This window comes from Enterococcus sp. AZ179, from assembly GCF_050498885.1.
In the GTDB taxonomy this organism is placed as follows: domain Bacteria; phylum Bacillota; class Bacilli; order Lactobacillales; family Enterococcaceae; genus Enterococcus_D; species Enterococcus_D entomosocium.
Map to the genome: position 1 here is coordinate 23,221 of NZ_JBMHEO010000003.1, position 25,062 is coordinate 48,282.

24 protein-coding genes are annotated in these 25,062 nt (G+C 37.1%); 19 read left to right on the top strand and 5 right to left on the bottom strand.

Translation table 11 applies throughout. The features are described 5' to 3' along the window. Positions 1–3 precede the first annotated feature (3 nt). From IGI88_RS17765 to IGI88_RS17855, 19 genes are all read left to right on the top strand, one after another. Positions 4–2,760: a phage tail tip lysozyme gene (locus IGI88_RS17765; protein WP_429960951.1), complete on the top strand. Its 2,757-nt coding sequence runs from the start codon at positions 4–6 to the stop codon at positions 2,758–2,760. A 59-nt stretch (positions 2,761–2,819) separates the two neighbouring features. Continuing rightward, positions 2,820–3,578: a hypothetical protein gene (locus IGI88_RS17770; RefSeq protein ID WP_429960950.1), complete on the top strand. Its 759-nt coding sequence runs from the start codon at positions 2,820–2,822 to the stop codon at positions 3,576–3,578. Next, a complete protein-coding gene (locus IGI88_RS17775) occupies positions 3,578–3,862 on the top strand; it encodes a type III secretion system protein PrgM (RefSeq protein WP_429960949.1) in 285 nt (94 codons plus the stop codon). Before IGI88_RS17770 ends, IGI88_RS17775 begins: the two co-directional genes overlap by 1 nt. Next, positions 3,843–5,057: a hypothetical protein gene (locus tag IGI88_RS17780; RefSeq protein WP_429960948.1), complete on the top strand. Its 1,215-nt coding sequence runs from the start codon at positions 3,843–3,845 to the stop codon at positions 5,055–5,057. Before IGI88_RS17775 ends, IGI88_RS17780 begins: the two co-directional genes overlap by 20 nt. A 75-nt stretch (positions 5,058–5,132) precedes the next feature. Then, positions 5,133–5,639 carry a DUF3801 domain-containing protein gene (locus tag IGI88_RS17785; RefSeq protein ID WP_429960947.1) on the top strand — a complete coding sequence of 169 codons (507 nt, stop codon included), beginning with the start codon at positions 5,133–5,135 and terminating at the stop codon, positions 5,637–5,639. Positions 5,640–5,649: 10 nt separating this feature from the next. Continuing rightward, positions 5,650–7,461 carry a VirD4-like conjugal transfer protein, CD1115 family gene (locus IGI88_RS17790; protein ID WP_429960946.1) on the top strand — a complete coding sequence of 604 codons (1,812 nt, stop codon included), beginning with the start codon at positions 5,650–5,652 and terminating at the stop codon, positions 7,459–7,461. A 115-nt stretch (positions 7,462–7,576) separates the two neighbouring features. Beyond that, the gene (locus tag IGI88_RS17795; protein WP_429960945.1) at positions 7,577–11,131 is read left to right on the top strand and encodes a toprim domain-containing protein; all 3,555 of its coding nucleotides are present in this window, start codon (positions 7,577–7,579) and stop codon (positions 11,129–11,131) included. 118 nt (positions 11,132–11,249) lie between these two features. Beyond that, positions 11,250–11,768: a hypothetical protein gene (locus IGI88_RS17800; RefSeq protein ID WP_429960944.1), complete on the top strand. Its 519-nt coding sequence runs from the start codon at positions 11,250–11,252 to the stop codon at positions 11,766–11,768. A gap of 178 nt (positions 11,769–11,946) precedes the next feature. Then, a complete protein-coding gene (locus tag IGI88_RS17805; protein WP_429960943.1) occupies positions 11,947–13,542 on the top strand; it encodes an ArdC-like ssDNA-binding domain-containing protein in 1,596 nt (531 codons plus the stop codon). 63 nt (positions 13,543–13,605) lie between these two features. Then, positions 13,606–14,055: a hypothetical protein gene (locus IGI88_RS17810; protein ID WP_429960942.1), complete on the top strand. Its 450-nt coding sequence runs from the start codon at positions 13,606–13,608 to the stop codon at positions 14,053–14,055. Positions 14,056–14,282: 227 nt separating this feature from the next. Continuing rightward, positions 14,283–14,639, top strand: coding sequence for a MobC family plasmid mobilization relaxosome protein (locus IGI88_RS17815; RefSeq protein WP_429960941.1), 357 nt, complete (start codon positions 14,283–14,285; stop codon positions 14,637–14,639). Beyond that, positions 14,640–16,316 (top strand): relaxase/mobilization nuclease domain-containing protein, encoded by a 1,677-nt coding sequence (locus IGI88_RS17820; RefSeq protein WP_429960940.1) that lies wholly within the window; start codon positions 14,640–14,642, stop codon positions 16,314–16,316. A 4-nt stretch (positions 16,317–16,320) separates the two neighbouring features. Next, positions 16,321–17,055, top strand: coding sequence for a DNA/RNA non-specific endonuclease (locus IGI88_RS17825; RefSeq protein ID WP_429960939.1), 735 nt, complete (start codon positions 16,321–16,323; stop codon positions 17,053–17,055). A gap of 176 nt (positions 17,056–17,231) precedes the next feature. After that, entirely contained in the window at positions 17,232–18,656 is a 1,425-nt protein-coding gene (locus IGI88_RS17830) for an SEFIR domain-containing protein (RefSeq protein ID WP_429960938.1), read from the top strand. A 55-nt stretch (positions 18,657–18,711) separates the two neighbouring features. After that, entirely contained in the window at positions 18,712–19,458 is a 747-nt protein-coding gene (locus IGI88_RS17835; RefSeq protein ID WP_429960937.1) for a Fic family protein, read from the top strand. Positions 19,459–19,779: 321 nt separating this feature from the next. Further along, positions 19,780–19,983, top strand: a complete 204-nt coding sequence (locus IGI88_RS17840; protein WP_429960936.1) for a hypothetical protein — start codon at positions 19,780–19,782, stop codon at positions 19,981–19,983. Between the two features lie 66 nt (positions 19,984–20,049). Then, a complete protein-coding gene (locus tag IGI88_RS17845; RefSeq protein WP_429960935.1) occupies positions 20,050–20,307 on the top strand; it encodes a hypothetical protein in 258 nt (85 codons plus the stop codon). 58 nt (positions 20,308–20,365) lie between these two features. Beyond that, on the top strand, positions 20,366–20,545 hold the full coding sequence (locus IGI88_RS17850; protein ID WP_429960934.1) for a hypothetical protein: 180 nt from the start codon (positions 20,366–20,368) through the stop codon (positions 20,543–20,545). A 217-nt stretch (positions 20,546–20,762) separates the two neighbouring features. Beyond that, positions 20,763–21,518 (top strand): DnaJ domain-containing protein, encoded by a 756-nt coding sequence (locus IGI88_RS17855; RefSeq protein WP_429960933.1) that lies wholly within the window; start codon positions 20,763–20,765, stop codon positions 21,516–21,518. A gap of 99 nt (positions 21,519–21,617) precedes the next feature. Here the strand turns inward: IGI88_RS17855 and IGI88_RS17860 are convergent, their stop codons facing one another. The 5 genes from IGI88_RS17860 to IGI88_RS17880 form a co-directional block, all read right to left on the bottom strand. Beyond that, complete coding sequence (locus IGI88_RS17860; RefSeq protein ID WP_429960932.1) at positions 21,618–22,079, bottom strand: hypothetical protein; 462 nt, start codon at positions 22,077–22,079, stop codon at positions 21,618–21,620. A 90-nt stretch (positions 22,080–22,169) separates the two neighbouring features. Further along, complete coding sequence (locus IGI88_RS17865; RefSeq protein ID WP_429960931.1) at positions 22,170–22,805, bottom strand: N-6 DNA methylase; 636 nt, start codon at positions 22,803–22,805, stop codon at positions 22,170–22,172. A 561-nt stretch (positions 22,806–23,366) separates the two neighbouring features. Then, a complete protein-coding gene (locus tag IGI88_RS17870; protein WP_429960998.1) occupies positions 23,367–23,774 on the bottom strand; it encodes a hypothetical protein in 408 nt (135 codons plus the stop codon). Between the two features lie 4 nt (positions 23,775–23,778). After that, positions 23,779–24,117, bottom strand: coding sequence for a hypothetical protein (locus IGI88_RS17875; RefSeq protein WP_207115082.1), 339 nt, complete (start codon positions 24,115–24,117; stop codon positions 23,779–23,781). A 1-nt stretch (position 24,118) separates the two neighbouring features. Continuing rightward, positions 24,119–24,550, bottom strand: coding sequence for a hypothetical protein (locus IGI88_RS17880; protein ID WP_429960999.1), 432 nt, complete (start codon positions 24,548–24,550; stop codon positions 24,119–24,121). Positions 24,551–25,062: the final 512 nt, after the last annotated feature.

Here is a 25,062-nt window from a genome sequence, read left to right on the forward strand (position 1 = left end):
CCTATGAGTAAAGAGAATAAAGAAGAAAAGAAAAAGATGGTATTCTCTAATCGTCCATCAACAAGAGAACGGGCAAAAAGTAGTGTTACTCAAAAGAATGTGCAACAGAAAGTAAATTATAAAAAGAATCAAAAAAATAAAGGTGCTTCATTACTGTCTAATCAGCCCTCCTTTGGTGATAAAAAAGAGAAAGAACCACGTGTACGGGTTAGAGTAAAGCAAGCGATCAAAGAGAATGCGTATGTCAAACCGAAAATAGCTACCAAAAATAGTCGAAAAACGTATCAGCATGCAAAAAAACAATATAAATTAAAAAAAGAAGAAGTTCGCGAGAAAGAGAGAATGCTCAAGGCGTATAAGGAAAACTCGCCGGGGGCTGAAACTGATTTTCAAAAGGCTTATGAATCTACAAAAGATAAAGTCGAGGGAGCTGCTCTTCGCTCTAAGATTGCTAAAAATGAAAGTGCGACTGAATTAAAAGTTGCACGAAAAGTCTTTAAACGTGCAAAGCACGATGACCCAACTCGATTAGTAAATAAAACAAAGCAAGCAGCTAAAACTACTTCTATTGCTTATGTGCGGCATCAAACAGAGAAGTCAGTGGCTCAAGACGACATTTTAGGGGAAGCTATATCGATTCGTAGGAAAAGTCGTCAGCGTACACACACATACCAATCTGCAAAATTCCTTGTCAAAGGTGGCCACCGTGTAAATGTGAGAATGGCCAAAGGGACGTATGGTTTGACAAATCGCTCCTATAATTTTGTTAGAGGTCGTGGCTTTCAAAAAACACCAGTTGATCATTCTAAAGCGAGACAAGCTGCCAAAAAATTTAGGAACTTTAAGAATCGATTGAAGATGAGTAAAGTTGGGAAAGCTGCTTCAACCACCACAAAAGTAACTGGTGGATTGGTGCGGTTTTTCAATGCACCATTAAAATTAAAAAATGCCACTATCATAGGCGGTGTTTTGTTAGTTATGATGTTTCTTTTTGCCCTTTTTTCTTCTATGGGTCCTACAACGATTCACCAAGATGAATTTGAGTTGACGGATTCATGGACTCATATGACAAAAGAGGATGCGGAGCATACAGATGACACACACCTTTTTTATACACAGTTCGACGATGTAATGTTTTACATGAACTATGCTCATGAAGATTACAAACTAACCGATAAAATAGCTTGGTATCGCTTTAAGACATATGCAGAATACCTAAGTGATCTTTGGGTAGCAATGAATGGAAAAAAAGGAAACTATGACTTTACTTCGATGGATGATTTGATAAAGGATAAAAAATCAGACTATCATTTGGATCCAGAAAATTATGAAGAATTCAGGGAATTGGTCGATGAGCTTGGTTATGGTGTTTTAAATGGAACGTTGTCCTTTCCGTTTGAAACAGATAATTTATTAGTTTCTAGAAGGTATGGGTTTGAGGTAAACGGTGAGAATCTAACACTTCATGAAAATATTCAGATACAAACTTCAGAACGAACAGAAATTACGGCACCAATGTCAGGAATTATCGAATGGCACCTTGAAAGTAACCAGGTAATAATCCAATCAGATAATGACGCACGATTAATTTTAACTGGAATTAATTCGCAAAGACATCGTTCTGGATCAGAAGTAATGGAAGGTGAAGCGATAGGCCGAGCCTCTGGAAATAGTATGACTATTTCTTATGAAAAATATGATACGGAAGATAAAGTGTGGCGACGTGTTAATCCTGCCTTTTATTTTCCGAAAGTATCGTATCTTCAAGTAACAGTTATTACAGAAAATTTTAATCCAGAGGGGGATCGATTAAAAAATGCTCGCTTTATTCATACCCAATTAAAGAATCTCGGCTATACCGACAAGGGAATTGCAGCAATCTTAGGAAATTTTGATGTTGAAAGTTCTATTAACCCTAAACGGGCTGAAGGCGATTATTTATCTCCTCCAGTCGGTGCTTCAGCTAATTCGTGGGATGACCCTAACTGGCTTTCAATGGGGGGCATGGAGATTTACGGCATGTACCCTAATATTTTACGTCGTGGATTAGGTCTTGGTCAGTGGACAGACACAGCGGATGGTAGTACTCGTCATACAAGACTTCGTAGCTTTGCCAGTCAAAAAAACACAAAATGGTATTCTTTGCTGTTGCAACTGGATTTCATGTTAAATGGGGACGTACCAGCATATCGAACAATATTTAGGAATACGGCTAAAGGGCTTGCTGGTGAAAGTGTTGCAGATCTCACACGGTATTTTTTAGTCCAATGGGAGGGAAACCCTGGAGATAAATTGCAAGAGCGAATCCAGTCAGCGGAGAATTGGTATCAGTACTTCACTCGTACTGGTGGAACAGGTGATTATATTTTACCGATTGATCCACCGAATATTAGTTCATGGTTCGGCAATCGTTATTTGAACGGGGAATTAAATTTTCATCGGGGAATTGACTTTGCTCACCCACAAGGAACACCAATCAAAGCTATTGCAGATGGAGTAGTTATAGCGTCAGAGTATCATTCTTCCTGGGGGAACTATGTTCGAATAAAGCATGCAAATGGGCATTGTAGCTTATATGCTCATAATGTTCGTAATAATGTAAAGGTTGGCGATACTGTTAAACAAGGGGACATTATAGGATTAGTTGGTAACACAGGTAATAGTTATGGTCCTCACCTTCACTTCGAATACTCGACGTCAACTGATTTATCACAAAGTAGCTTAATGGACCCTGCAATTGTATTGGGTATTTCAAAATAACTATATGTAACTGGAAAGGAGAAAAATAGTAGAGATCTTTGCAGGATCTCTACTATTGCATGCCTATGTATAATGAAAAAAAAATCAAGCTGTTCAAACGATTACTCGTTGTAGGGGTTATCCTTGCTTCTACAGCCATCGGGTTCGGATTGGGACAAGTAGTTCCCGGACAGCAACAAAATGCCGTAGAGGCGGAAAAAAGGAAAGAATTAGAACAACAAGAAAAAGAAGAAGCTGAGAAAAAAAAGACAGTAAGTGTTGATGATGTCGAAACATTTTTAATTGCTTACTATACGAAGCGAGATTTAGGGGAAAACCGCAATCGTTACCAGCCGTTAATGACGGAATCCATGTTTACGCAAGAAACTAGCAGCGAAGATTTGCCGATCAACCAAGCTTATAAAGGCTATGTGATCAATCAAGTGTTCAACGATGCAACCATCTATATTGATCCAATAAATTCTACTGCGATTGCTGAGGTGCAATATCATAATACGCAACTTTTGGAAATTGGATCTACAAAAGGAGCATTGGTTGATACACCTGTTCAAGAAACACTGAAAATTTCTTTTGTGGAGCAGGGAAATAAATTTTTGGTCAACTCGATTGAACGAGTATTACTAACTTCTACTGGCTTAAGAAGTTCGAGCAATACTTATCAAGAAATTGAATATCCTGAGGACTTTGATCCTGACAAGTCCGAAGAAAGCACCGAAGAAACACAAGGATCACAAGAAACTCAAAGCTCTGAAGAGCAGACAGAGTCAGAAACAATTGATTCTGTTGGACCAGATGATGAATTGGAAGGAGACCTATGATGGCAAAATCGAATGATCTAGAAAAGAAGAGAACAAAAGTAGAGAATGAGCTTGAAAAAGCACAGGCTGCCTTGGAAAAACAGAAAAAGCTAGTCAAAACAAAAGAAGAAGAGTTAAAGCGTATTAATGCAGAACTAGTTTCATGTCTCTTGATTGAGAACAATATGACTATGGCCGAGTTAACGGCAATGTTTGCCGGCAATGAGCAGGAAAAAGAGGTTGAACCAACAAACAACGAATCGGATATAAAGGAGGATCATGGCCATGGCAATACCGTTTCTTAAACGAAACAAAGGAAGATTTGAATTTTCTTTTGTCGATAATGTGAATTTAGAACAAATTGAAAGTCCAGCAGCTTTAATTTCATGGGTTGAACAAGAGAATGCGCGGTTAACAGAAAATGAGAGTGTTGGATCTGTATTAATCGTTAAAAAGAATAGTAAAGATGTTATTCTTTTTGCGAAGAAGCTTGTATTACCAGTCAATGAGGATACAGATTTTGACGAACTCCTATATGACTTTTACGCTAAAAAAGTAGTTCCGTTTGATCAAAGTATTTTAAATCCAGTAGTATCAGAAGAGCCATTCATCCATCCCAAAATTCAAGAACCGGAAGATGAAGGATATGCTGCTGTTCCGGACCTTCTGGAAGATCAAGAAGTAGATATTTTAGAAGATACGAATGACCAATTATCAGTTGAGAATATTAGCTACGAGTCTGAAGAGCTTTTTCATAAGCAGGCAGAAGAAATTCAACGCTTGAAGGCACAACTAGCTGATAAGTCAGTTTCAACAACAATTGAGATGGAAAAGAATCCAAATGAATGTTTGGATAAGAAATATAATGAAAATAAGGACGAACGTACTATAGAAGAACCTAGAAATTCTTATGTAGTAGTTGAACGAGAAACGGTTGTGAGTCCAGTTTCATTTACTGCCAAAAGTTTTGACCAACGATTGTCTGCTTTTATAGAACAAGAATTGAAAAATATTGATGATGAAATTAAATTGGTAGATAAACGTAGTTTCATAGAAACAGATATTAGAGAAGCAATTAGGCAAGAAGAAGAGCGAATGTTGCAGGTAATTGAAAGCACAATTACTAACCAAAAAACAGAAGCTATCAAGGCGGAAGAACTTCGACACTTAAAAGAATTGGAAATTATTGATCAAAAGTATAACCAAGAGCTCAAACAACAAAGGATACAGACTATCAATGACTATAAACGTGAAGAAAAAGATCGAATCACTCAAGAGTTTAATAGACAAACTAAAGAGCTGAAAAAAATAATCGAAATTCGTATGAATACACTTCGCGAACGTCAAGAAAAATTAGGAGGAGGACTAGCACAAAAGCTAGATGATGTTCTTCAATCCATGCAGGAAGGATCGCCATTGAAGGCTCCTGACTCTGATAGCTTTCAAAAGCAGATGAAAGATCCCCCGTTAGCTGATCGTGACAAAAGAATGCATGCATGAACAAATGATTTTATATAAAGAAAGCAGCTGTAATGAGTACAGCTGTTTTCTTTTTTCTGAAGGAGAGGATATCTTGTGGATCAGGAGGAAATAATACACCAAGTATACGTGAAGGGTGTAGCGACACTCAAAGCATTTTTTGAAGCTGTGCTGCTCCTTTATAACGGAGCAGAGAATTTAACTGATAAAGTGCTGGATCGATACTCTACTGGGGAGACAAAGCTATACAAGTTGTTAAACCAGTCAGATCCAGTTAGCGTTCAGTTTTTGTCACAAAAAGTGGATTTAAACAAGATAAGATCCTACTTAGCAAAACATGATATTTCATTTGCTTTTAAGCAAGACAATAAAGGCGTACAAATGTATTTTAAAACGAAGGATCAAGAGTTAATAAAAAAAGCGTTAAGTCCAATATTAAAAGATATTACAAGCGATTTAGGCAGCTTTTCAAAGAAAATATTGAAAAGACCTGGAACAATGAGTTTTGCAGAAAAAGTTTCTTATGCACAGAAACATCAAGCTAAATATTCTGGTGTCATTTCAAAAGCACCAACAATAAAAGCGCCAAAGGCAGCAGGTTAAGGAGGAGCTTATGCAACATTATAAAAAGGCATTCAGACCCTATCTCTATTTATCGATGACTTTGTTTCTTCTTTTTTGGGCATTAAGCAATTGGCTAGTATCATTACCCAATAATAATTTTTATTCAAACATGAACTTTGTTTTGTCAATAGCTGGATTAGAGTCTTTTTTCTATGGATTTTTCGGCTTCCTATTTGCATTCAATCCTTTTTCTATTGGAGCGGGAATGATGGGCTTTCTGTTTGGCATGATGGCGTATACGTACAGAAATGATAAAGGAATTTATCGTCCAAACGAGGAACATGGTTCTGCTCGTTTTGCTAAGCCAGAGGAAATGCAGAAATACGCGGACAAAGAAGAAGAGTATAACATGATCCTGACTGAGCAAGTAAAAATGGGTTTGCTAAACGAACGATTACCACATCCGGTACAACGGAACAAAAATACTTGTATTATCGGTGACCCTGGATCTGGTAAGACACGTTATTACATCAAGCCGAACATTATGCAGATGAATGCAAGCTTCATTATTACGGATCCCAAAGGTCTTTTAGTTAGAGAAACTGGACATATGCTCGAAAAGAACAGGTACGAAATAAAAATCTTTGATCTTGCTACTTTGTCCAATAGTGATCACTTCAATGTATTTAACTATATCCGTAGCGAGTTGGATGTTGATCGTGTACTGGAAGCAATAACTGAAGGAACGAAGAAAAGTGAGCAGCAGGGAGAGGACTTTTGGGTTAAAGCCGAAGGGCTACTAAGTAGGGCCTTTATTGCCTATCTTTGGTTTGATGGTCAGGATAATGATTATACGCCGAATCTTTCCATGCTTAGTGAGATGCTTAGATTTACAAAAAGAAAAGATCCAAAGGTGCCTAGTCCAGTAGAAGAATGGTTTGAAGAGCAAAATGAACTTCGACCAAATAACTATGCTTACAAGCAGTGGACTTTATTTAATGATCTCTACGAAGCAGAAACAAGAGCGAGTGTATTAGCGATAGCAGCTGCACGTTACTCTGTATTTGATCATCAACAAGTGGTTGACATGGTTAAAGAGGATACGATGGATATTGATAGCTGGAATGAGAAGAAAACAGCTGTTTTCGTGGCTATTCCAGAAACGTCAGATGCATATAACTTCTTAGCTGCTATCTTCATGGCTACAGCGATGGAAACTCTTAGATACAAGGCCGATCAAATTCTAACCGGTAAGACGTCACTTCCAGAAGGTGTACCATTACTTCATGTACGATTTTTACTTGATGAGTTTGCGAATATTGGTCGGATCCCGCACATCGACAAGGCTTTAGCCACATTCCGTAGTAGGAATATGTCTATTGTAATTGTCCTCCAAGCCTTAGATCAGCTAAAAGGAATGTACAAAAATAGTTGGGCTTCCATAGTAACAACTTGCGCGAGTCTCTTATTCTTAGGTGGTGAAGAAGAAGCCACCATGAAATACCTGTCAGCAAGAGCTGGTAAGCAAACGATATCTATCAGGAATCATAGCTTATCTCAAGGCGGTCGGTCTGGTGGATCAGAGAATCGTCAAAAACAGGCGAGAGATTTGCTAACCCCTGACGAGATCAGTCATATCAACGGAAGTGAATGTCTTCTATTTATCTCAAAAGAGTATGTGTTTAAGGACAGAAAATATCCACTTGAAACCCATCCTAGGGCAAAAGAATTAGCCAATAGTCCTCAAGATGCAAATTGGTATAACTATAAACGATATCGGGATGAGGTAGAAAAGTTATTTGACCAGACTTCTAAACCTAAAGTTATTGACTATGGTGTTATTGAAGCAGAAGCTAGTTAGTTTTATATGAAAGAGTGTGGGTTCCTAATACCCGCACTCTTTTTTTATAAATAGTACACGATTTAGAGAGGGGGATTAAAAGTAAGTACTGCATAACAGAAAAAGGAGGGAGAAGATGGCAGCAAAAGCAATGTCAAAGAGCCATGCAGAAAGACTAAAGAGGTATGAAGAAGCTCGAAATCGAGATATAGTATCCGTTGCAGAATCACTTGGCATGAACCTTGCCGGAAGAGGGAACGATCTATACTGGGATCAACATGACAGTTTGAAAATTAATCGGAAAAAGAATTATTTTTATTGGAATTCACGTCAAAAAGGTGGCGGACCGATTGAATTGGTACAAATGATCAAGGAATGCAAACCCAAAGAGGCAGTGAACTTCTTGTTGGATCCAGAATATGAAATCGGTGAAGCAGCAGAATACAAAGAAGAACTCAAAAATTTTCGTTACTTTCTGAATGACCATAAAAATATGAATTTAACCAAGAACTATCTGATCAACCAGCGAAAATTAGACGAAGCGACTGTTGATCACTATATATCCATGGGGTTATTAGCACAAACTACCTATAAAGATCCTGATGATGGGAAGACAGAACCGGTAATGGTTTTCAAATCTCGAGATAGAGACAACAATATTAGCAGCGTATCTTTGCGTGGACTATGGAAACAGGACAAACATGATGGAAATGGCTATCTGAGGAGAGTTCTAGGCGACGGTTTTACTGGGATGGTACAGAAAGTAGGGAATCCACCAGAAGGGGCTGAGATCTCAAAAGAGCGACCATTAAAGATTGTCACTTTTGAAGCCCCAATTGATTTGATGAGTTATTACGAAATGCATCAAAATGAAATCGGAGATGCGTTGCTATTAGCTATGGACGGCTTTAAGAAAGGTACGATTTCAAAGTTACTAGCAAACCAGTTAAACCTTAATATCACGGAAGATGAAAAAGTTAATTATATTGATATTCTTTCGAAAACTATGAAGAAAAACGATTTAATACAACTTGTATTGGCCGTTGACAATGACTCCGCTGGAAAAGAATTTATCGATACTATTGGAGACGTTCCTTTTTCAGTCACAACAGACCTTCCGCCTTTACGGGAAGGAGACACTAAGAGTGATTGGAATCAGGTACTAGTAGAGCGTAAGGAGGAAAAAAAAGAAGTGAATAAGAAACCTACAAGTAAAAAAGATACTGCTAATGACAAAGAATCTGTTGAACCGCAGGTACAAACATTAGTTGAACCAACTACCAACGATGATCATATGTCGCTAGAACAATCGATGCAGATCCAAGATGATGAAGTGAATGAACAAAATAATACAAAGGTCGAGAATGATATAGCAGAACCAGAAAACCGAAGCAAGAGCTTGTCTGAGGATGTATTTATTAAAATTAGTCACAAGGAAAATGGATCTGCAATTACAATCTATACTGATCAGGAACAACCGGAGAAAAGTGCTGAAGCCGTTTATGAGTTTGATTTAAGAGGAACATTGACCAATACGACTGCCTGGAACACTGGTGATAAACCAGATTATGCAGATGTCATTCACTATGATTTGATTCAAGGCGATTCTTTAAATGTAAAATATTTGAGTTCTTTCTTTGAGGAATGGAACAAATACAAAAGAGAATCAAATTTGGCCAAAGGGATTCCTGAAAATAACCGACTCACATCGTTGCAAGTAACTGAAGAATACAGTTCTATTCAGGAAAAATTACCGCTCGGCAAGATCACTATTAGTTCTATGGTTCAACAACAATCCGAAGTATTTTTGAGTGATATTACTAATCTGACCCCTCTGCAACTTGATTATATTGAGGCTTCCTTGCAGCTTGAAATCGTCAATACGGAGGTCATTGAGCAAAATAAAAAGATCAATCAACTTTCTCAGTCAATCGATACTGAAGAAAAGCAGCTGGAACTTGCGGACTTAAAAGCCAATGTTGAAGAGGTAGAACAAGAGCGTGATAAACAACTTGAAAGTCATCAAGAGATTAAAAGCCTTTTGACTGAGGGGCAAAAAATTGCGTGTGAAGAGTTAATGAATAGGAAGATGCCAGACTCCACAATTTCAGCGATTCGATCAGAAATCTTTCAACAGCATTACCCTGTATCTAGGAACAGAATTACGAATGTAATGCAAAGGTTAAATATTAATAGAAAAAAGGCAATTGATTTGTTGGCCAAAGAACGATTGAACTTGGATTACCCTAATACTTCGGAAGTTAAGCAGTTACTATGTGCTCTATTGCATAATGAGAAAGAGTCGCTGAGAAAAGGAAAAAATTCTACCGTTCCTCAAGAAGAAAGTGTAAAGATCACTGATTCCAATCCCATAACTGAAGAGATCAAGGAGTTCCCTCAGACAGTAAAGGATTCCTTAGAGGAGACTTTTCAGGAAATAGAGAAACAAGATGGACCTACACAAAAATATCTTACAGAGCAAGAAATAAAGGATATCTTATCTGAGCACTTGAAGGCAGTTCAAAAACTAATCACTGATCAAGAGCAAGTTTTGGAGAATCAACCAGCTAATTTACCGGAGGCGCAGCAACAGGCAAATGATTTTGTTCAAGACCTCCAGAAAGAAAATACCAACTTCAAAGGAAAGTTGGCGCAGGCATGGACAATGAAAAAAAATGACATTATTTACAATGTTACAGACCATGTAGATAATTTGAGATTATTCGTTAAAAATAATTTTAATAAGCCATTTCTTAAGTTGAGCCAGATGTTAAATAAGTTAGCAACCAAAATGGATACGAAGTTTGCTCTCGAAGAAAAAGTCATCCGTTCTCACCCGAATGATAAATTACAAGTTCCCACGATTGAAGAACCACCTGCAGATCCCATTAAAAATGGAACTATGAACTATGGCAATCTTTTGGCTCAGCTTGCCAATCTTAATCAAGATGAAAAGGTATTTATAAGTGAACTAGCAAATCTAGAGTCTTTATCAAAAGAAGTGAAGCAACTTGAAGCAGCAATAAGTGCAGAGAAAGTTCCTAGGAAAAAAGCACGGATTGAAGTGAATCTAAAAGAGATCAAAGAGAAAATCAATACCGCTAATGAGGATATAAACTCATTAGAAGGGAAATTCACTTTGAATGAAGCTAAAACTTGCAGAGATTTACTGAAGTCTGAACCATCTTATGAGGCTCTGGGCAAATTTTATAAAACATACTATGATATTCCAGAAGTAGAAGTAGTTGTGGCCATGAATAAAAATAAGTGTAACAAAGATGATGCCATTAATATTTTAGCGGAAAGATATTTTAAGCGTAATGGATTTAGTACTATGCATAATCTACTGTCAGATTCAGAGAAATTCCAAGATAAAATTTCTGAGACAATGAAAGTAGTCGGATCTGCAGTGAATATGGATGAGAGTAACATTATAAAAAAAGAATATACTATTATTCAGACGACCGACACTGATGGGAACCCACTGACTGCAGACATAGAAGTTAATGATTTTTCTACTCAAGATAAAAAAGAGAAGAATAAATCAACAGAAGTTAAACCTAAAAATAAATTTGAAGAGAGAGTGGCCAAAGCAAAATTTGCAGCTAAAAGTGGGAGAGAACAGAATAATCATGAAAAAAATCAAGGGCAACCACAATTGGAAGTTTTACAAGCTGCGAGAAGAATGTAATTGAAGTAAAAAAGCATGGCGACACAAGTGAAGACCTATAAAAAATTTGAATATAAAACGTGAAAGTCCGAAGATAAAGAAATCTAACGGTCTTTTTTGTTAGTTAGGAGGTGTTGGAATGGATTCAAAAGCATATTCTCCTGAAAAAATAGATTCGATGATACCAGCTGTAACAGCAGAGCCGTTTGTAGAAGAGGACTTAATGGACCAGCAAGACGAGATTGTAAAAAGGTATTGGCAAGAGGTGTTCTCTCAAGAGCCATTGCCCACTTTTCAGGTTTCCGAGTTCAACATTGCAACTGGGAAGCAAGGCCAATTCAAAATATTTTCTCCGAGCACGAAAGCAGCGGACGAATATAAGTTCACTTTATTTGATCCTGATGGTACCCCGATTTCACACGCGACTTTCACAAAAGAAATAATAGAAAGAATAAAAGCCGGCGATACCAGTGTGATCATTAGGTTATTGCCTTACAGTACAAATTCAGGAGTATGTGTATTGACTTACGCTGCTGATCACCAATCAGTAAAAATGAAGGACATGAAAATAAATAAATTTGAAGAGAGAGTCATAAAGGCTAGGCAGCATAGCAACAAAACTATGCAGGACCAGGGAATGACACAAAAAATGTGTTAAAATTCTAAGCTACGAAATTTCTTTAAGTAAGAAATAAAAAAGCAAGAAGGAAATTATCCTTTTTGCTTTTTGTTTTTTATGTACAAAAAAAAGAAGATGCCTAACCTAATGGGACAATCAAGGCTTGTCCTGCCCGTGCATCCTCTCTATAACAAATCTTATCAAAAAGGAGTTAACAATGTCAAGTTATCAATTAGTTACTATCGATCCACGCTTCATTGCGGAGACGATCGCAAGAACAGGCAGCGAACAATTAATGGCCAAAGCAACGAGAAGTTATGTCGGTATTTATGATCAAGATATGAGCTGGTACATTCCTTTAAGATCGAATTTAGGAAAGAAAAAGCCTGAAGGTTCATTTTTTGAGACGCCATTTAAAACAACTAGCCCACACTTCATTCGTCCAGGACTAGATTATCAAAAAGCACTCTTTGTTCCTAAAGAGGGTGTCATGGAAATAAACAATACTTTGCCCGAAGAACAATATGAATTGATACGATCGAACAAAGAAAAAATCAAGCAGGGCTTTGAAAACTATGTAATGAGCTTAGAAGAACTATCTCCAAGTGAACCAAGATATCTCATTTCTACAGTCCCTCTTTTTCCTGAAGGGGTAGAGTTGATAAAGGAGGTGCATAAAGATAATGAGAGACAAAGGGAAGCCTCGGAAATGAATGAAGTCACAATGAGTAGTTTGAAGGTATTCGAAGAAAACAATATGAAGGAAGAGAGTAAGCCGATCATTCAAGACTTGATAAAATCAAGAGACTATCAAGGCTTGGCTGCTCATCTTAAAGATGGAGTAAGGACTTATTTAGAGAGTGATACTTTTAAGGAGTATTTGAACTTTGTTTCGAAATTCCACAAGTACTCTTCCAGAAATGTACGATTGATACTGGGGCAAAAACCAGATGCTCGCTATGTGGCCAGTTTTAAAAAGTGGAAGGAAATGGATCGAGTTGTAAAAAAAGGTTCTAAAGCAATATATGTATATGCACCAAGCACAACAATAAAAAAAGATTCAAACGGCGAACCAGTTAAAGACGCTGAAGGAAATATTGTAAAAATGACCAACTATCTGTTAGTGCCAGTATTTGATGTTAGTCAAACACAAGGTGAAAAAGAATTACCCAAACCGATTTACAATTTAGAGGACAATTTAAATGATCCAAAACGATTTTCTCAATTATTTAAGGGGCTGAGTGAGATATCTCCTGTCCCAGTGAAGATCGATCACATTGATTCAGAAGCAACTGGCTTTTACCATTTAGGCAAAAAAGAAATTACTATCAAAGAAGGACTCGGACAAGAGATGACTTTGAAAACTCTCACTCACGAAATCACACATGCCTTAATGCATGCGAATTCACGATCGAGATTTGGTAGTGAAGGATATCGGCAACAAGAATTTGAAGCGGAAGCTGTAGCATATATAGTTTGTAATCACCTTGGTATCGATTCAAGTTCTTATTCGTTTGGCTATTTATCTTCCTGGACTGATTACGGAAAAGATATTGATTCATTTGCTGAGTCACTAGAACGTATTACCTTCCATGCGCAACAAATGATCAATCAACTTGATAAGAAAATGCAAATCGTTTATGGCGTGGATCCTCCAGAAAATAAATTTGAGGAACGATTAGCAGAGGCTCAAATCAAAAAGCAAATTGCAGAAGGTAAACCAATTAAAAGAGAAAAGAAGCCTGAAGTTGATCAATCAACAAAAGGAATTTCAGAACCCCCAAAAGTGAATTGTCCTCAATCGATTCGTTGAACGATCGATTGAGGACAACGAAAAAAAGACTAGCGAAGTCAAAAGACAGTGAGGAAAAAGAAAATGACGAATGAAGAATATCAACATACACTTGCACAAATTATGTTGCTCGATCCTATTAGTGATAACCCGAAAATTCATAGCAAAAGAAAAACAATGCCAAAGCGACAAATGATTCGTAGACTTGAAAAGGTTATTCAAGAGTATGAAGAAGCTGAGGTAATTGTTGATTTATCTTTCTTCAAAGAATCGATTGAGCGCTTAAAAGCAATAAGATCTGACAGAGAGTATTCGGAGCTAATTCAAGAAATTGTCGATAGCTATGATCCTAACTTTGGCATTTTAGAAGAAAGCAGCATTTCTCAAGTGCCTATTCTAGATAATAATCCCGAAGAAGACAGTAGAATTATAGAGAATTTAAGTTCGACAAAAATAAGCGGTTTTGAAGAACGAAATAATGGGAAGAATGATTGGATAAGCTCATTTGTAATGAACTTTCGTGGCGGGAATTAAAAAAAACTGAATGCTAGATGTAAAAATGGGGATTGGGGCATGCCCCAAAAATTTAAAAGGAATCCGATAGTTTGTATCGGGTTCCTTTTAAAATATCGTAACATGGGCACATGTTACTATGCTCGCAAAAGAGAAAGTATCTCCCTACCGGATTCTGAAAGCAACGATTTAGAGTCATAAAGTTTCATTTTTTTTGGATTTACAGTTTATGGAGGGTGAGAACTACGGTGGCAATAAAATATAACTTGAAGAGGCCGATAGAAAGGAAAGTTCGCTTTAGTCATGAAGAGAATGAGTACATTAATAAAAAAATAGCGGCGAGTCCATTTGATAATTTCCAAAATTTCGCTCGGATCTTGCTGATCTCAGGCGAAGTTAAAATTGTTGACTATTCACAGCTGAAGAAGTTAAACGGTGAAATTAGACGAATAGGGAATAACATAAATCAGATTGCAAAACTAGCGCATCAATTTGAAGAAATATCTGAGCAAGATATCCGAGACATGACGCAAGTGTTGAAAGAAATTCAGCAGCAACTTGAAGAACACCTAAAACAAGAAAATAAACAGGAAAGGACAATTTGATTGGTTTACACAAAACATTTTGTCATTCATAAAATGAAACACTTACAACAAGCAAAAGACTATGTTGAAAATGCAGAAAAAACTTTAGTGGATAGTGGGAAAACTCATTTTGATAATTTGTTCCCCTATATAGCCAACGATGATAAAACTTTGTCGATGCAATTGGTTTCAGGTCACATGATCACTGATGTTAATGATGCAGCAAATGAATTTATTTACACAAAGCAAATGGCCGCGATCAAGCAAGGAACCCACATCAATTTGAATGCAAAAACAGGAGAGTTAGAGTTAGATCCAAAAGATATCGAAAAAGGAAATGGAAGGGGGGAAGCCGTTTTGGCCCACCACTTGATACAATCTTTTTCTCCGGAGGATAAACTAACACCAGAAGAAATTCACAGAATCGGTAGAGAAACAATGATGGAATTTACCGGAGGCGAATATGAATTCGTTATTGCAACTCATATTGATAGAGCACATATTCATAATCACATCATTATGAATTCTACCAATGCATTGTCTGGAAAGGCGTTCAAATGGAAAGTTGCCAAAACGAAAAATGGTAAACATAAAGATTACACGAAAGAAATGTTTGAAAAAATATCGGATAAACATGCCAGCAAAGCAGGCGCGATCATTATTGATAAGTCGCCTAAAAATTCTCATAAGAAATATACTATGTGGCAAACTGAGAATATTTATAAGACAAAAATAAAGTCGAGATTAGATTTTTTGTTGGATCATTCTTCAGGAATTGAAGATTTTAAGGAGAAGGCGGCAGCACTTCATTTATCGATCGACTTTTCAAAAAAGTGGGCAACGTATCGGTTATTAGATGAGCCACAGATTAAAAACACGCGGGGGAGAAATCTTCAGAAGGGAGACCCTGAAAAGTACAATTTGGACCGTATAGAAAAAAGACTTCAAGAAAACGAGATCCATTTTTCAATCGATGATGTTGTTGATCGTTATGAAGAGAAAGAACAATCTGTAAAAAATGATTTTGACTATCTAATGAAAATTGAGAGTTGGCAGATCGATCACGTTACTAGCAAGGGAATATACTTAACTATTGATTTTGGGTTATCTGAGCGTGGGCAACTATTTATTGGTGGATACAAAGTTGATAAATTGGAAAATGGTGACTACAATCTCTATCTGAAAAGAAACGACTGGTTTTATTTCATGAATCAAAAAACTTCTGAAAGAAACAAGTATATGAGTGGTGAAACATTAATGAAGCAGCTGAAACTATATAATGGATCCGTTCCAATACGTAAGGAACCGGTGATTACAGAGTTGGGCGATATTATAGCCGCGATTAATTTTTTGGCTGAACACGGTGTTAATGACGGAAAACAAATGTTTCAACTCGAAAGAAAACTGGAGCAATCCCTCAAAGAAGCTGAAGCAAAACTTCAAGAATTAGATGAAAAAATAATTGAGCTAAACCAAGCTTCAAAAAGTTTGATGAGTGAGAGTGCTCGAGGTGATGACTTAGCTGAAGACACTTCTAGAAAAATTCATGAGATTGCTGAAGAATTGCAAGCAGCAAAATTAGGAAAGAAAATTCTTCAAGAAACCTTCGATGAGATTATTGACGATTTGGAAAATTACCATGAAATCAAAGCCGGATTTGAAAAAGAAATTGAGGTAGAGAATAACTATCGATTATAGGAGGATGATTTTGAAAAAAGCAAAAATTGTATTAGGAACATTAGTAAGTTTATTCCTTTTCACAGCAAGTTACGTCGATTTTGATCAACTTGAGATTAGTTTCGATCATTTTTTAAGGGAAGCAACGGTTGATACAGAAAGACGAATCGATAATTTAGAAGAACTTCCCGAGTATAATGGTACGGATGTAGTAATAGAAGTAAATGGAAACATACCCTTCTTTTCTGACTCCGATTTAGATTTAGGCAAAGGATACTGGCAAACTTTTTCGGATCTAGATTCTTTAAATCGTGTAGGAGTAGCAGATGCATTATTACACAAAGATTTTATGCCTACAGAATCAAGAGGAGATATCTCAAACGTTTATCCCTCGGGATGGAATCAAAAGAAACTTGCTGATGGTGTTTGGCTCTATAATCGCTCTCATAGTATTGGTCACCAGATGACTGGAGAAGATGCAAACTGGAAAAATCTTTTTACAGGTACGCAGCAATTAAATCAAATCTATATGGTCCAATATGAGAATGAAGTCGCAAATTATTTGAGGAATACAAATAATCATGTAAGATACAGGGTAACACCGATATTTAGGGACAGAGAGCTTGTCCCGAGAATGATTCAAATGGAGGCTCAAAGCGTAGAAGATACAGAAATCTCATTCAATATTATTATTTTTAATGTCCAATCGGGATTTAATATCAATTACAGCACCGGAAAAGCAACTGAAGTTAGTGAGTAGCTATGATACAATCGAGTAAGAGGAGACGAATCAAATGGATATAAGTAACCTAGATTTAGTTGACAGATTGAAGCTTGAGAAGAAAGCAAATATGCATGGAGGAATCTATCATATCTTAAACTTTGAATCAAAGTAATGGTACTTAACGTTATGGTTAGGAGAGTTAGGAGAATAGTATGCACACAGTCAAAACAAAAAAAGTTTTCATATCTTACAGTTGGTCTTCAGAAGCTCATAAAAATGCGGTATTAGATTTAGCAATTGCTCTCAGACAAGACGGAGTGGACGTTATATTAGACGTATGGGATCTAAATGTTGGCCAAGATAAGTTCGTTTTCATGGAACAAATGGTTTCAGATCCTACTGTTGATCGTGTATTAATCGTTAGTGATAGATTATATGCAGAGAAAGCAGATATGCGTCAGGGTGGAGTTGGCACAGAGACTCAAATTATCACAGCTGAAATCTACCAAGATGCTGGCAAGAATAGATTTATCCCAATAATTTTTGAGAGAAATAAGGATAACGGAGAACCGTTTTTACCAATATATGCAAAAAATCGAATGTATATAGATTTGTCTGAAGATTCAAGTTACCAAGAAGGATATACAAGCTTAATAAGAGAGATTTATGAACGACCGGATTTAAGAAAGCCAGAGCTAGGAAAAACGCCAAGCTTTATTCTTGAGGATACCGTTGATAGCTTCTTAATAGAACGCAAGTCCAAGGATATTGAACGTGCTTCAAATTATAATCCTGAAAGACTTCCTTATCTAGTTAAAGATTTTTTTGATACTTTTACAGAGGAACTAGAAAAACTAGCGGTCGATAAAAATGTTGGTGAAAATGAAGATGAAGCTGCAGTTAGAGTAATCAACGATTCTATTGAATTTAGAAAATCAATGCTGAAAGTATTAAATACAATATCTATGAGCAACGAATATACTGATATGTTAATAGATTTTTTTGAAGAATTTAATAATCGAATAAAAGAGATAGAACACTTAAAAAGCAATACTTTGAGTTCGGAAGCCATAAAATTTTTACTTAATGAAATTTTTATATTGACTATCACGACATTGATAAGATTCGGAAATTGGAAATCTGTTTCTAAATTATGTAATAATCTTTATTATGATGAAAATAATTCTAAGGAAGTAGATTATGTAAATTTTAGAAAGCCATTAAGAGTCATATATGAAGGTGAACTGGAACGTAAAAGTAAAAGAGTATCGCTATCTGCTGACCTGATAAAAGAAAGAGCATCATCTCTGAAAGAATTCAAAGATATGGTTGGAGCAGACTTGTTTTTATACTATGTGAGTATTATTAATCCTGATATAAAGAATGATTGGTTTGGAAACTGGTTCCCAATTCTGCATATTTATATTGGTTCCACTACTAAAAATATTAAGGTGTTATCCTTACTAAAATCAAAAGACAGTTTGGAAAAAATACTACCAGTTTTTAATGTAGGACTAGATGAATTAAAAGAAAAGATTGATCAAATTGGCAGAAAAAGGGGCTATAGCAACTCTTTCGAAATGATCCCGGCAATGAATGAGTTTATAGAGAGTAATGAAATAGGGTCAAGACCTTGAACTTTTCAAGGATAAAATTTTGGTTAATACACTCTAGGAATAATGGGGGAAAGCTATGAACACAAAAAAAATGGCAGAGATTATCTATAGCGTCGCTCAATATGATGGCTATAACACTTCTGTTTTACAAACGCAAAAGAACCTGAATAGAGATAAGAACGAATGGGAATTCAGCAGCGAAAAGGACAGAATCATTTTTGAAGATCTAGTCCGTGCAATTCACTATGCGGGACAACAAAAAGAGTTGTCTGTTGAAGTCTTCAAAGGAATCAACGCACAAATGCATTCTAAAATGGAAGGGCAGCCTGAAGAACCAGGGAAGCTTCGAGAGAATGTAGAGATTTACGTTGGTGATTACATTCCACCTAGAACAGTTACACCAGCTATGGTTGAAAGAGAGATTAACGCTGTCTCTTCAAAAGATATTGAAGGGGCATGGGAGCTTTACGCTCGTCTAGCAAAGCTTCAGGCTTTTGATAATGGTAACAAAAGAACTGCACTAATTTCAGCAAACCTATATTTGGGTGCTTTAACAAAAGAAACTGATGAATACTTGGCTATCCCTACCGATTTCAGACGTGCTCGATTTGACACGAACTTACTCGAATATTATATGGCGGATGATTGGGATGATCACTTACCAGATGTGGAATTTTCCTTGCGTCAGTTCGTTTCTTACGCAACAGAATATACGAAAATGTCAAAGCCAAATAAGTTTGACGAGAGGGTGCAGGCAGCCAAAGAAAGCAAGAAAAATAGTAAAGGAGACATGGACACACCCACTAATAAGAAAAAAATATGATGACACATTAGAAAACACTGCTTGGTCAATCGGACCAGGGAGTGTTTTTTTTGATCAAAAATAGTAAATAAACGCTTGCTAAAATCGGCATACCGACTTATACTTAATCATAGATAGTCGGTATGCCGACTGTTGGGTTTTTGTAATGTTAATTTAGGAGGTGATATACAAAACGGTGATATTACAAAAAACGCCTATTCTGCTGTAACAGAATAAGCGAATAGCAACAAACCGAGCAGGCATGCTACTACTCAAAATATATCATAAAAAAGAGTAGTAGCAAATATATTAGGCTACACTCCACTTCTGGAGGAATTAAGAATGTACGCTGATAAAAAGAAAATCGAATGGCTATTATTTGAGAGTGGGGTATCGAGAAAATTAATTCATGAGAAATCAGGAGTTAAACTTACTACGATTACAGACTTAAGAAAAAAACGCTCTTCAATCGATCTTATGAGGTTTGACAATGCAGCTAATCTAACAGCTTTAGTCGATGAATTAAAGAAAGAAGAGCTCGATTGATCTTGATTCTGTAATCGTAGTTCTCTCCGAAATTAGGAGGAAATACGAGATGACAGGATTGAATTTATGAGAACAATAAAAAAACAACAAAAAGAAATAGTGATAGATAATTTTGCCGGAGGAGGAGGAGCTAGTACAGGTATAGAAAATGCAATCGGTCGGTCAGTTGATGTAGCCATCAATCACGATCCAGATGCGATCGCAATGCATGAAGCAAATCACCCGAACACCAAACACTATTGTGAGTCGGTTTGGGAGGTTCACCCGAGAGAAGTTGCAGTCGTACAGCACTATTCTGTACGGACGCCTTTTTTAAAAGGTTAGATCTATATGGATACTAGTGCTTATAGTAATTATTTTAAAAAGTAGGTGGGAATGAATAATGGCAGTTGCAAAAGGAAACAAGCGTCTTCCTGTCACGATCAATGAAAAGCGCCAGGAAGAATTAGTTCATTTGAAGAGAAAGTATAATAAAAGTGAGTCTAAATTAATGTGTATTGCTTTAGATATGTTAATAGAGCAAGAAAAAGCAGGCTTCGATATCCCGCTGCTGAAAAAGTGACAGCACTTTAATCCTTCCAGCCAGTAAGTGATGGCACTTCATGGTTAGACGATAAGATCGAACGATCAAGATTATTCGATCTTAAGAAGTTTATTTAATTCGAGGGCTATTCGGTAAAATTGTTCAGTATTAACAAAAAATAGAGACTAATACTCAGTTTTATGTCAAAATATAATGTGACTGTTAAATAAAAAATCAAAGGAAAAGAGGGTTACTTATGGGACTATTAATATCTTTATTTTTTATCTTGCTGACAGGCTTGTTTTATTTAGCGTTAGCCATTTTCGCTTTCCCCGAGATCGCTATCTTTCTTTTGATTTTTTATCATGGACTCTTTGATCCAAAGCAGCACGAAGTGTTCTTCTTTAGACCATTTGAGAGCTTTTATCCTATTTACGTAGAGGTTTACGAGAGATTAGGCAGCGTAGAAATACACTGGAAATGGATAGTTTATATAGGAGTCCCCCTCATATACTTGCTCTTAAATAGCGCGATCCACATAAAAAATTTCTATCCGCTAAAATTTATGGGCATAGGTTTATCCATCTGGTCGATTTATACCTTCAGCAATAGTGAGTTACAAACTACGCGATTTTGGATTATCGTTGCAACAATAATAGGATCTATGCTGGCGATCGGAGCTAGGCTGACAGTTCATAGATATGTTGATAGCTTACTGTACGCTGTTCATAGATTTTTCATCAAGATTAAGTCTGATAAAAATGATAAAAGGTCCCGACAATCCAACTTTTCGGGAAATAATGAGTATTATGAACCGCCTCATTACAAAGAGAATGATCTAAATGATTATTATCGATTTGTTTTAGGCGTTTCTGAGACAGCAAGTAAAGAAGAAATTAAGCGCGCGTATCGATTGCTGGTAATGAAGTACCATCCAGATAAAAATCCTGATGGGTCTTCAGAAGAAAAATATAGAGAAGTTGTTGAAGCTTATGACAACTTAATGGCATAGAAAATGTGAGATCCAGCTTGGAATATTCATACTAAAAACCCTCTGTTCACGAGAACGAGGGTTTTTTCTTCCCTTTTTAAATTAAATAGATGATAAAGATTAGTTTTTACGTTGAAAATTCTTCATTTTAAACCGGTCTTTACCCTTCAAGTATTCCTGGAAGTCAATGATCTCCTGTCTTTTTCTTTTTAAAACAGAGTCTTGCATAGATTTTGGGAACACGCCTTCTCTTTCGAAAATCAGATTTTCTATAACATAAATCTTCTTAACAAGATGATCAACTTTATTATCGTCATGTTGCCGGAATGCGATATCTTTGGCTTTCCTAGCAATTCTCAACAGGTAGTAGAGAGTCAAGGTTTTCTCGTGAAGTAAATCAATTGTGCCGCGATTTAAGACCTCTTCTTCATTCTCTAGAATGGGAATGTCTTCAGGGATCTGCGACTGACGTAGCTGCCCGACAGAAACCTCTGAAGGAGAAAATCCGATTAGACAAAAATCGCAACTCAGATGTTTAGTTAAGGTTGAACCACAGTACTTGCAGGTATAATTTGAATCCATAGAATTTTCTCCTTCATGTTTCTATATTTTTTTTATCAGGTAAACTCTTTAATAAATTATAACTCACTGATTATCCAGGAAAAAGTTTTTTTAATGGATGAAGACATATGGGGTATACCAAGTAGAAAACACCTCATTCGATAGTGAATTTTTAACCTGGCATTTTGCTCTAATACCTAGTATGGAAAGTTGTACATACGTCATTAGCAAACATGTTTCGTCTAAGTCCTCACAGAGAACCAGGAGTTGATTTTGCATGTTATAACCTTTGGATTTCATAACAGAAGCAAGACCAATGATCATACTTCCAGATCCACAGCATGGTTCATAGTAGTTAACGTGGCCGTTTGTTTCGATATCTTTTTGCATTGACGGGAATGTTAATTCAGCCATTAGTTTTGAAATATCGTTGGGTGTAAAACATTGCCCCATAGATTTATTAGCTAAATTGAGGTCCATGTAAATCTCACCTAACCAGTCAATTGTATCTTTTTCAAGTGCATCTGTTAATAAAAAATAGCATTCTTTGAAAGTAAAAGCCTGATGTTTTTCGTATCTATGGATTGTTTCCAAATATAGTGATTCACGTTCTTGAAAATTCTGGTGATCAGCTGTGTTAGAGAGTGCATAAGCCATGATGCGGATCCAGTCACTAAAAACCTTATTAATAGAATGTTTACCAGCAATTGACAATAGATTGGTAGTTATTTTCTTTTTGATATCCATAAAAGTCCTCCTTCAGAAAGGTTTTCTCCTTTCAATGATTTATTTATATTTTTCTTTGATGAGGAAGATGAATCATACCTGGAATGACTGACAAGGGCTTACAGCTGCACCAGCTTCAGCTGGATGCAGGTGTTGTGCATTTTACCCTTGTCGGTCGAATGGAAGGTATGATATAAGGCGACAGCGGAGCCGTTCTTCTCAAAGAAAAATATGAATCATTGAAGGGCCGGGCGCGACGGAGGAGCGCGTAAAAGAGGCGTAGCCGAAGCCCCTTTAGGCCGTTGTAAACGGGCGGAGAGTCTGCGCTGCAGACGACAGGGGGACCCAGCGATCGTCGATCGGTGGGGGAAAAGCGGGCGTCGTCCGCGTTCCGTTTAAATAGGGCCAGCTGTGGTGACAGCTGGCTGAATTTGTCCATATAGCGTAGCGTCAAAGGAAGAGAGCGTAGTCGAAGATGATACGAAGCGAGTGACTGTATATGGACAAATTCACTACAAATTGCGTCAGCAATTTGTTTCCAAAAAGCAGGCAAGAATAGGTTTCCCTATTCTTGTTTGCTTTTTATGCAGTTCGAATCAAGCCACCAACTATTGGTTTGAAACCAATGAGTCCAAATTCTGAGTATTCGGGAATATCCAAATTGAAAACATAGGACATTTGAAAGCCTTCATTGAGTTCTTTCCAATCGCCTGACCATTCTTCTTCTCGGTTTGAAACATAGAAGAGAGAAAGCATTTTGCCGATGGTGGTGTAGCTTAAAATAGCGTAATACACGAGGTAGTCGTGCTTTTCTTCAAATTCTGCGACTAATTGCTTAAAGCTATTATCTAGCCAATAATTTCCTCCACGTAAAGAATAGGAAACCAAGTCAGCTTGTTCGAATTGTTGAATCGTATCGTCAATGATACCAAGCGCCTTCATGCGCTTGATTGCTTCTTTTTTGTACCGTTGTTTTTGTTCATTTTTCATGGTTTTACACTCCTTCGTAATGTGTTAAAAATCCGAGAAAGAATCCTACAGCAACCGCCATAGGCGGGATATCTTTACAAGCTTCAACAAAATCTGCACTATCCAAATAATCAAATTCATACTCGCCAGTTTGAGTGTTAACATTCACCTTTTTGCCGAAGTTGCATTCGACTTCAGCCGGACCGTACATTTTGTTTACCCAAACTTGGAGAGCAAAGGCTTCATTTTGGACTTCAAGGATGTCATGGCCGGTTTCGTATTTTTCAAGATTGGGAGAATCTGTTAAGGAAGAAAGTAGTTCATTGTCCATGATTTCTAGGATGAAACAATTATTCAAGTTCATTTTAGTCGTCCTCTCTTTCGGTGAATGAATAGAAAGCGCCGTTTACTTTTATTGATTCGAAATAGTCCAACCATTGGCTATCCGTTGTTTTTGCTTTCTTATCGTCATTAAATCTTTGCCATGTAAGTTCTAACGCTTGATACTCATCTGGCTTAATCGTGCTAGGTTTGATTCCTTTATCAATACACACTAAAGCTTGAAATAGCCATTTGGGGTTTGCTTTCTTTAGCTGTTCAATCGTTCGATAGTAAGTGTCAATCAGATTAAGCTCAACACTGCTTTCAATGATTTCTTCTTGAGCTTTTTCTAGCAACTTTTTGTAGTGCTTTTTTGGCACCCTCGTCTCGTTGTAAGCAAAAGTCATATCCTCCATTTTTTGAGCCATTTTGTCTTTCGGCAGACGAGAAAATTCCTCGTAATACGTTTGTGGCATAAAAAACTCCTCCTTCAGAAAGGCTTTTGCCTTTCAATGATTTAAAATATTTTTCTTTGACGAGGAAGATAAATCATACCTGGAATGACTGACAAGGGCTTACAGCTGCAACAGCTTCAGCTGGATGCAGGTGTTGTGTATTTTACCCTTGTCGGTCGAATGGAAGGTATGATATAAGGCGACAGCGGAGCCGTTCTTCTCAAAGAAAAATATGAATCATTGAAGGGCCGGGCGCGACGGAGGAGCGCGTAAAAGAGGCGTAGCCGAATGCCCCTTTAGACCGTTGTAAACGGTCGGAGAGTCTGCGTTGCAGACGACAGGGGGACCCAGCGATCGTAGAGCGGTGGGGGAAAAGCGGGCGTAGCCCGTGTTCCGTTTAAATAGGGCCAGCTGCAGTACAGCTGGCTGAATTTGTCCATATAGCGTAGCGTCAAAGGAGAGAGCGGCAGCGAGTGACTGTATATGGACAAATTCACACCAATATTGCGTCAGCAATTTGTCTCCTGAAAGGG

Excerpts from the sequence above, each read along its gene's own strand:
- IGI88_RS17765 (WP_429960951.1), top strand. The coding sequence starts at position 4 with ATGAGTAAAGAGAATAAAGAAGAAAAGAAAAAGATGGTATTCTCTAAT.
- IGI88_RS17770 (WP_429960950.1), top strand. The coding sequence starts at position 2,820 with ATGCCTATGTATAATGAAAAAAAAATCAAGCTGTTCAAACGATTACTC.
- IGI88_RS17775 (WP_429960949.1), top strand. The coding sequence starts at position 3,578 with ATGGCAAAATCGAATGATCTAGAAAAGAAGAGAACAAAAGTAGAGAAT.
- IGI88_RS17780 (WP_429960948.1), top strand. The coding sequence starts at position 3,843 with ATGGCAATACCGTTTCTTAAACGAAACAAAGGAAGATTTGAATTTTCT.
- IGI88_RS17790 (WP_429960946.1), top strand. The coding sequence starts at position 5,650 with ATGCAACATTATAAAAAGGCATTCAGACCCTATCTCTATTTATCGATG.
- IGI88_RS17795 (WP_429960945.1), top strand. The coding sequence starts at position 7,577 with ATGGCAGCAAAAGCAATGTCAAAGAGCCATGCAGAAAGACTAAAGAGG.
- IGI88_RS17800 (WP_429960944.1), top strand. The coding sequence starts at position 11,250 with ATGGATTCAAAAGCATATTCTCCTGAAAAAATAGATTCGATGATACCA.
- IGI88_RS17805 (WP_429960943.1), top strand. The coding sequence starts at position 11,947 with ATGTCAAGTTATCAATTAGTTACTATCGATCCACGCTTCATTGCGGAG.
- IGI88_RS17810 (WP_429960942.1), top strand. The coding sequence starts at position 13,606 with ATGACGAATGAAGAATATCAACATACACTTGCACAAATTATGTTGCTC.
- IGI88_RS17825 (WP_429960939.1), top strand. The coding sequence starts at position 16,321 with ATGATTTTGAAAAAAGCAAAAATTGTATTAGGAACATTAGTAAGTTTA.
- IGI88_RS17830 (WP_429960938.1), top strand. The coding sequence starts at position 17,232 with ATGCACACAGTCAAAACAAAAAAAGTTTTCATATCTTACAGTTGGTCT.
- IGI88_RS17835 (WP_429960937.1), top strand. The coding sequence starts at position 18,712 with ATGAACACAAAAAAAATGGCAGAGATTATCTATAGCGTCGCTCAATAT.
- IGI88_RS17840 (WP_429960936.1), top strand. The coding sequence starts at position 19,780 with ATGTACGCTGATAAAAAGAAAATCGAATGGCTATTATTTGAGAGTGGG.
- IGI88_RS17845 (WP_429960935.1), top strand. The coding sequence starts at position 20,050 with ATGAGAACAATAAAAAAACAACAAAAAGAAATAGTGATAGATAATTTT.
- IGI88_RS17850 (WP_429960934.1), top strand. The coding sequence starts at position 20,366 with ATGGCAGTTGCAAAAGGAAACAAGCGTCTTCCTGTCACGATCAATGAA.
- IGI88_RS17855 (WP_429960933.1), top strand. The coding sequence starts at position 20,763 with ATGGGACTATTAATATCTTTATTTTTTATCTTGCTGACAGGCTTGTTT.
- IGI88_RS17860 (WP_429960932.1), bottom strand. The coding sequence starts at position 22,079 with ATGGATTCAAATTATACCTGCAAGTACTGTGGTTCAACCTTAACTAAA.
- IGI88_RS17865 (WP_429960931.1), bottom strand. The coding sequence starts at position 22,805 with ATGGATATCAAAAAGAAAATAACTACCAATCTATTGTCAATTGCTGGT.
- IGI88_RS17870 (WP_429960998.1), bottom strand. The coding sequence starts at position 23,774 with ATGAAAAATGAACAAAAACAACGGTACAAAAAAGAAGCAATCAAGCGC.
- IGI88_RS17875 (WP_207115082.1), bottom strand. The coding sequence starts at position 24,117 with ATGAACTTGAATAATTGTTTCATCCTAGAAATCATGGACAATGAACTA.
- IGI88_RS17880 (WP_429960999.1), bottom strand. The coding sequence starts at position 24,550 with ATGCCACAAACGTATTACGAGGAATTTTCTCGTCTGCCGAAAGACAAA.